Raw genomic sequence first — 6619 nt, 5'->3', positions numbered from 1 at the left:
TATTATTATTATTACGCGCGCATACATTATATGGCGGTTCAAAAATTTCTGCATCGCCGTTAAAATTTTCTTTAACGGCGTTTAGATTTTCTTTATCAGCGGTTAAAGGATTTTTTAACGGCGGTTGTTCCTCGTTATTTAGGGCAAGTAGTTTGATTTTTCTATTTGTTACCACTGCTCCAAATTTTTGCAACTCAGTTTCAATGTAGCCATATTTTTTTAATTTAGAAATGGCGCTTGAAACCCAAACCGATGTTTTATTTAGTTTGCCTGCTAAGTAGTCATTATTGGCGTAGCAATACCCCTCTTTAGCCGATAATGAGGAGATTATAAGCAAAAGCCTAAGCTCGTTTTGTATTCTTTCATCAAATAGCCAAGAATTAAAGCAAATCGCATATCCATTTTGCAAATTATCACTCATTTAAACCCCCGCCAAGTTTCTATAAATGCGTCAAGTATCGCCATAGCACAAAGAGCCACTAAAAGATATAATGGAGTATCCATCACGCTATCCTTTCCGTAGGTTTTAGTACCCCTGTGCTACATCCGCTTATCACATCTTTTTTTGATCCGATCTCTATCAGGAAGCCGCGCGCTATTAGCTCATTTACACGCCCGCAGACGCTGTTTATTGCCACGTTGTACCAGCGTGCTATCTCTTGCCTTGTCGCACCCTCTTTGTGCTGGCAAAACATTTCATAAACGGCTCTACGTTTGCCGCTTAGCTCAGGTTTTAGTTTGTTGTATGCTTCTAGGCTGTTATTCGCTACCATTGCACGCTCCTTAAAGTTATCTTTCAGATAAGCCCTTTTAAAATTTCAAAGTAACCAAGCCAAGAAATCCACAAAAAGGACTTATATGACAGATAAAGAAATAGCATTAGAACTAACTAAAATCGTGATCGGCGCGGCTGGATTAAAAACGCATACCGACACCGAATATGACCCGGAAGACGGTGAGGCTAGATACAAAGACGTAGCCAAAACCGATGTTGCAAAAGAAGCCGCTAGCATTTACAACGTTATTTTCGATGAAATAACGAAGCAAGCTTGAGCTCATCGTATCTTAGTCGCTCGTCGTAGTTAAACCTAGCCGCGATGAGCTTTATCAGCTTAGTTTGGTCGTCTCGCTCAAATTCCCTTAACTTTTTGCTTATTTTTCTAAAAGCCTTATCGAAACGCTTGGCCTGCGCTTCGTAGTCTATTTTTTGATCTTCATTCATCTGCTCTCCTTTTTAGCCTTTTTGAGCTGTTTGGCTTTGACGACGAATTCTTTAGGGAATTTGATAACGTCGGTCGGAATATCAGGCCTAATTTTTTTTGCTTCTTTTAGCCTTTTGTCGGATATTCCACACCTGCCACACATTCTACTGGCCGTCCAAGCCTCTGAACCTATTTGTAAATGCAATCTTTTTATTTCTTCATACGTATATTGTTTCATAAGCATAATTGTAGTCAAACTACATTTAAAATAAGCTTAAAATATGTAGTTTAACTGCGTATATTTTTCTTAGAAAAAATGTATAATTACTACAATACTTTTGTTAAGGGGGAGTGTAAAAATGCAATATACTTTTAACAAATACTTTTTCAAAAAAGCAATGAGAGAGCAAAAAATATCATACGCCAAAATGGCTCAAATGCTTACTGATCGCGGTGAGCCTATTACTGTGGATGGGATTAATTATTGGTTTAGAGGAGAAGGTAATAAGCCGGAAATTGAAAAGATAAAAATAATGGCCGACATTTTAAAACAACCTTTCTCAAATTTGGCGACAATAGACGAAGAAATCGCCGAAGAAATCGTCAAGGGATATTCAACGGTCAAGCAAGTCCCGATCGTCGGTACAGCTAGCTACGGCATCCCTACGCAAAACGCATATCAAGAGGCAGACACTTATACTTCTATGGGGGCTAAGGATTGGAATAAAGAGCTTTACGCCGTTATTGCTGACGGCGATAGTATGAGCCCGCTTATTGAAAGGGGCGACGAGGTTATTTGCGACCCATTGTCCACAGTAGGAAGCGGCGACATAATACACTACCAGCTTAACGGGGAGAGCGCTATTAAAGTCTACATTGAAAAAGGAAACAAATTTTATCTTGTACCTCTCAATAAAGATTTTGAAACGCAAGAATTTAGTAAAAACGACGAGAGTCTACAAAATATGCGCAAGATTAAGGTTGTAGATATTAAAAAATCTGTTCGCAATGGCAGAAAAGCCAGAATAAAAGAGCTAGGGTTTTAACTCCACGTAGTCGGCAGCTACTCCATAAATTCAAAGAGGTTTTAGGGGAAGGCTTGATCTGAAAAAGCAGGTATCGTTCGAGCCTGCTTTTAAAAAAAGATCAATTTCAGCTCAATATGGTATATTTTTTGCTAAAATATGTACAAAAATAGTTTATTTTTTGATATAATTCACGATTTTTTTAACAGTTCTTTTAAAATTTTATACTTTTAAACCATAAATTAGACACAAAATGTCTTAAAAATTTAATATAATTTCACTGATTTTTTATCGAAAGGAGCAAAAAATGAAAGCGATGGATTTAGCGGGACACGTAGTCAATAGATGCATTGATTTGGATATGCCAGTTAGTAATTTAAAGCTCCAAAAAATGCTTTACTTTTTAGAGATAAATTTCTTAATTAATTTTGATAAAAAACTCATCGATGAAGATTTTGAGGCTTGGCAATATGGGCCGGTTCTAAAAGATGTTTATGATAAATACTCTTTTTTCGCGGCCAGTTCGATAAGAATTAGGCAAAAGCCGGAAAACGATTTGCCTGAAGAGTATAAAAATTCGATTATAAACAATATCGACCATTTAGCAAAAATAGATGCGTGGGCATTAGTAGAGTATAGTCATAGAGACAACACCCCGTGGAGTAAAATATATCACGACGTGGCAGGCAATCATCAAAAAATTCCAAATGAGCTACTAAGAGAATATGCGCAAAATATAAAGAATGAGAAAGAATAATCGTAAACCGTCCGATGTCGTTGAGGCATCGGAGGTTTTTATAAAACAAGAAGACGCCGCCCCTCCCGAGCTCCCTAAAAAAGATGACGATCCGATAAAAATTTTCTTAGAAAAACTATGCGATATAGATATAAGCAATAGCACATTAAAAGAAGAGCTATTGAGAATTTATGACAAGGATTTCCGACATAGCTATTCTGACGTAACGATGTATTTATTTAACATAACCGAAGCTGATTATTCAAAATTGGAAGCTATGGTAAGCCGCATAAAAGCAATCCTTGAGGAAATAAACGACAGGGGCTTAAGAGGGCGTATTTTTAAGCTGTATGATCACTTAAATTTAGAATTAGTTAGGCTAAAATACCTACTCCCCAAGATACAAGGTACCAACTCAAAAATACAAGAAGCGAATAACAAAGTCGATGATCTTACAAAGCAAACAAACGATATAAAGAAAAATGCCGAGGATATGCAAAAAAATTATATTACTATCCTAGGTATATTTGCCTCTATCGTCCTCGCGTTTGTAAGCAGTCTTGCTTTTTCTACTTCCGTTTTACAAAATATAGACAAGGCTAGTATTTATAGGCTAATTGCAGTTATATCGCTAATTGCTATTTTTATAGTTAATATCCTTAATTCTTTATTTTCGTTTATTAAACAGATACATTATGGAAAAGATGATGAAAGCTCCAAGTTTAAGTCGCTAAACTCATTTAATATTATCATGTTACTTATTATAATCCTTACTGCTGTAGCATGGTATTTTTACCACCCATATGAGCATAAAACAACCACTAATAGTACGACTACTATTAATACTAACGCCTCTGATCTCGCTAACTGCCGAGCAAAGTAAAGTCATAAAAATATCTAACGGCGACACGATCACTGTGCTAAGCGGTAAAGAACAAACAAAAGTAAGACTATACGGCATTGACGCACCCGAACTAAAGCAGCCATACGGCAAGAAGTCAAAGCAGTTTTTGGCAAATTTGATAGCTGGTAAAGTCTGCGGTAAAGTCCATTGTGGAGTGTATAAAGGACTTACGTTTGAGGATTATGGGATAAAGTAAGGGTGTTTAATATTAGAAAATGTATTTTTTGTTAAAATAATCGTATAGTGATTTGTGAAAAGCTATGCTTTTTATATAAAAAGGTGTTTAAAAAAAATATGCAAAAAGTTATCATACAAAAACTAGGGCCTATTAATTATTGCGAAATAACAATCAAACCTTTTACGATTTTTATCGGTGATAGTGGCACAGGCAAAAGCATTATTTTAAGAACTATTAGTTTATTAAAATGGATCTATAAAAAAATGCAATATAAGGCGATACTAAAACACTCAAAAACAAAGACAGATGCACTAAGGTTTAGGCTTGATGGGTTGCTTAAAAACTCTATGCTAGAGGATTTTTTTACAAAAGATACCTATGTAGAACTTTTGGAAAACGATGTTAGCATTATAGTTATTAAAAATGGAAAACTTACACCAAAGTATAAAAATATAAAGAAAAATAGTTTAGCAATTGGAAAAATATTATTTTTAAACGATATAAGGTCGTCTTTACCCGAGATCTTATCAAGCCCTAGTGGGAAAAGAGCTAGATTTTCTTATTATACTAGTGATATGATAGAAAATTTTTATAAAAGTTTCTATCATTTTAAGAAATACGATCTAGACACAATAGATCTGTCTATTAGCAGCAAAAAACGTGTAGCGTATGATCAAATATATGTTACTAGAAAAGGTAGTGAAATTAAATTTGAAAATGCTAGCTCAGGCGAAAAAAACTTATCGATAATAGAGCTTATATGTAGCTATTTTGCTGAGCATTATGATTTTGCAAATAGTTTTAGCAATACACTTACAGGCTTAATAGTTAATGGAGCAGTCTTTGAAAATTTGGGAAGATTGCAAGACTATTTAAAAAACAATGAAAAACAAAGTTTTATGGATATTTTTATCGAAGAACCAGAAGCAAACCTATTCCCAGAGAAGCAAAAACGAATAGCGTATTATTTAGCTTCATTGCAAAAAACGAAAAATGCGCCAGAGTTAATTTTATCTACGCATAGCCCGTATATTTTAACGTCGGTAAATAATCTATTATATGCTAGCGAACTCGTAAAGCAGGATCAAAGCCTAAAAGAAAAAGTAACCGAGATAATAGACGATAAATTTTTATTAGATGCTGAGAATTGCAGTGCTTACCTTATAGAGGGCGGGGTTGCAAAATCGATCATAGATAAAGAAACAAATCTGATAAATGCAGATGAGTTGGATAGCGTTTCTGGAAGTATTATGCAAGATTTCGAAAGGCTTATGGAACTGCAATGATAGACAGCTTTTTAGCGACAGCAACGCGAAATTGTAAAATAATAAGCCTAAAGGATAAGGGTTCAAAATCAAACTTGATATTTGATTGCAATAATGAAGCCTTTTTGGAGCTGCATGTAGATAACGAGGATTTTACCGCCTGCTATCAGTGTTATAGCGGTAAAAAATGCGATTATGCCGTCGTTTCCGAGAAAAAAGACGCGGGATGTAACATTATATTATATGTAGAACTCAAGGGCAGCGATATTAAAACGGCATATGAGCAAATATTCCAAACAAATCGACTTTTCGGAGGCTTCAGAAATAAGACATACGGAGCTATCGTGGGCACAGGCAATCCAAGAGCTAGCACAATCAAACAGCAACAAGGACTAAGAGCAAAGCAAGAAGGATTTTCTTTTATTTTTACATCCGGACAAGAGAAACTAACGTTGCACTATGATAATCAAAACAATGCTATCGTAAAATAATCACATCTATGCCCCGGGCTATGAGCGTGTCGCGCATGAAAACAAGGCAAAGTCTCAAAAGCTCGGGCTTTGGCGAGATAAAGAGCCTATCCCGCCTTGGGAGTGGAGAAGGCGCTGATCTTAGGCTAGCAATTTATTCAAAACAACGCCACCGATCTTCTCTGCCATTTTTTAGCAAATCCAATTACGTTTTTCCTCATATTGCCCTCCTTGATTTTAAAAAATACTAAATAAGCTATTACGCCCACAACAATAAAGAGTAATACGATAAAGACGTCGATGTTTAAATTACTATAACCCCAGCTAATTGCTAGCCTAAGGCCACCATTTTTTTAAAATTATACCATAAAAAATATTTTAGATAAAATGTAGTATTACTGCAAATTTTAAGCTTCTTTTAAATGTAGTTATACTACAATTTACTTATCCAAACAAGGAGAGGCGACCCACGCCGAGGTTACGTAACCTAAAGCTACGAGGTAGCACCACCGCAGAGGGTGTTAAGCATTCGGAGGTATTTTGCCGATGAATTGCATCTGACGTTTAAAAAACGACCATAATTAGCCCTGATTTAGGATAGTTTTTCACAGGGTTATCAATAAAACGAAAAACACCGCTTTTTCTAATAAAAGCCTTGCTTGCTTAGGGTAGGTGAAAGCCCACTAAATATTTTTCATATACAAATTTTTCCTTTAAGTATAAATTGATTTCTAACATCTAGCTGGCAGTGGCGAGCAAGGTTTCTATTAGAAAAAGGAGCTGTTATGCAAAACATTAATGACCTAGAGCAAGCTTTAGAGAGCCTAAAAGCGCTTATC

11 protein-coding genes are annotated in these 6619 nt (G+C 35.6%); 7 read left to right on the top strand and 4 right to left on the bottom strand.

Annotated features, from left to right (window positions below; translation table 11 throughout):
• Positions 1 to 421, bottom strand: a 421-nt coding sequence (locus tag B9N62_RS10100) for a helix-turn-helix domain-containing protein (RefSeq protein WP_180382196.1), incomplete at its 3' end; no start/stop codon positions are given.
• An 82-nt stretch (positions 422 to 503) separates the two neighbouring features.
• Positions 504 to 773, bottom strand: a complete 270-nt coding sequence (locus tag B9N62_RS10095) for a hypothetical protein (RefSeq protein WP_087585380.1) — start codon at positions 771 to 773, stop codon at positions 504 to 506.
• An 85-nt stretch (positions 774 to 858) separates the two neighbouring features.
• Between B9N62_RS10095 and B9N62_RS10090 the strand changes: the two genes are divergently transcribed.
• A complete protein-coding gene (locus B9N62_RS10090) occupies positions 859 to 1053 on the top strand; it encodes a hypothetical protein (RefSeq protein WP_087585379.1) in 195 nt (64 codons plus the stop codon).
• Here B9N62_RS10090 and B9N62_RS10085 read toward each other — a convergent pair.
• Positions 1022 to 1222: a hypothetical protein gene (locus tag B9N62_RS10085; RefSeq protein ID WP_087585378.1), complete on the bottom strand. Its 201-nt coding sequence runs from the start codon at positions 1220 to 1222 to the stop codon at positions 1022 to 1024. The two genes, B9N62_RS10090 and B9N62_RS10085, sit on opposite strands and share 32 nt — an antisense overlap.
• The gene (locus B9N62_RS10080) at positions 1219 to 1440 is read right to left on the bottom strand and encodes a hypothetical protein (protein ID WP_141083220.1); all 222 of its coding nucleotides are present in this window, start codon (positions 1438 to 1440) and stop codon (positions 1219 to 1221) included. Before B9N62_RS10080 ends, B9N62_RS10085 begins: the two co-directional genes overlap by 4 nt.
• Positions 1441 to 1561: 121 nt before the next feature.
• On the opposite strand from B9N62_RS10080, the gene B9N62_RS10075 reads away from it, so the two are divergent.
• From B9N62_RS10075 to B9N62_RS10050, 6 genes are all read left to right on the top strand, one after another.
• Entirely contained in the window at positions 1562 to 2248 is a 687-nt protein-coding gene (locus B9N62_RS10075; protein WP_087585376.1) for a S24 family peptidase, read from the top strand.
• 286 nt (positions 2249 to 2534) lie between these two features.
• Positions 2535 to 2984, top strand: a complete 450-nt coding sequence (locus tag B9N62_RS10070) for a Panacea domain-containing protein (protein ID WP_087585375.1) — start codon at positions 2535 to 2537, stop codon at positions 2982 to 2984.
• Positions 2971 to 3846: a hypothetical protein gene (locus B9N62_RS10065; RefSeq protein WP_087585374.1), complete on the top strand. Its 876-nt coding sequence runs from the start codon at positions 2971 to 2973 to the stop codon at positions 3844 to 3846. The genes B9N62_RS10070 and B9N62_RS10065 overlap by 14 nt, the downstream gene beginning before the upstream one ends.
• A gap of 34 nt (positions 3847 to 3880) precedes the next feature.
• Entirely contained in the window at positions 3881 to 4063 is a 183-nt protein-coding gene (locus tag B9N62_RS10900) for a thermonuclease family protein (RefSeq protein ID WP_257640248.1), read from the top strand.
• 98 nt (positions 4064 to 4161) lie between these two features.
• On the top strand, positions 4162 to 5331 hold the full coding sequence (locus tag B9N62_RS10055) for an AAA family ATPase (RefSeq protein ID WP_087585372.1): 1170 nt from the start codon (positions 4162 to 4164) through the stop codon (positions 5329 to 5331).
• Positions 5328 to 5801: a hypothetical protein gene (locus B9N62_RS10050; RefSeq protein WP_087585371.1), complete on the top strand. Its 474-nt coding sequence runs from the start codon at positions 5328 to 5330 to the stop codon at positions 5799 to 5801. The genes B9N62_RS10055 and B9N62_RS10050 overlap by 4 nt, the downstream gene beginning before the upstream one ends.
• Positions 5802 to 6619: the final 818 nt, after the last annotated feature.

The sequence above is a fragment of the Campylobacter concisus genome, assembly GCF_002165785.1.
GTDB lineage: Bacteria > Campylobacterota > Campylobacteria > Campylobacterales > Campylobacteraceae > Campylobacter_A > Campylobacter_A concisus_W.
This window is presented reverse-complemented; position numbering and strand designations above follow the sequence as displayed.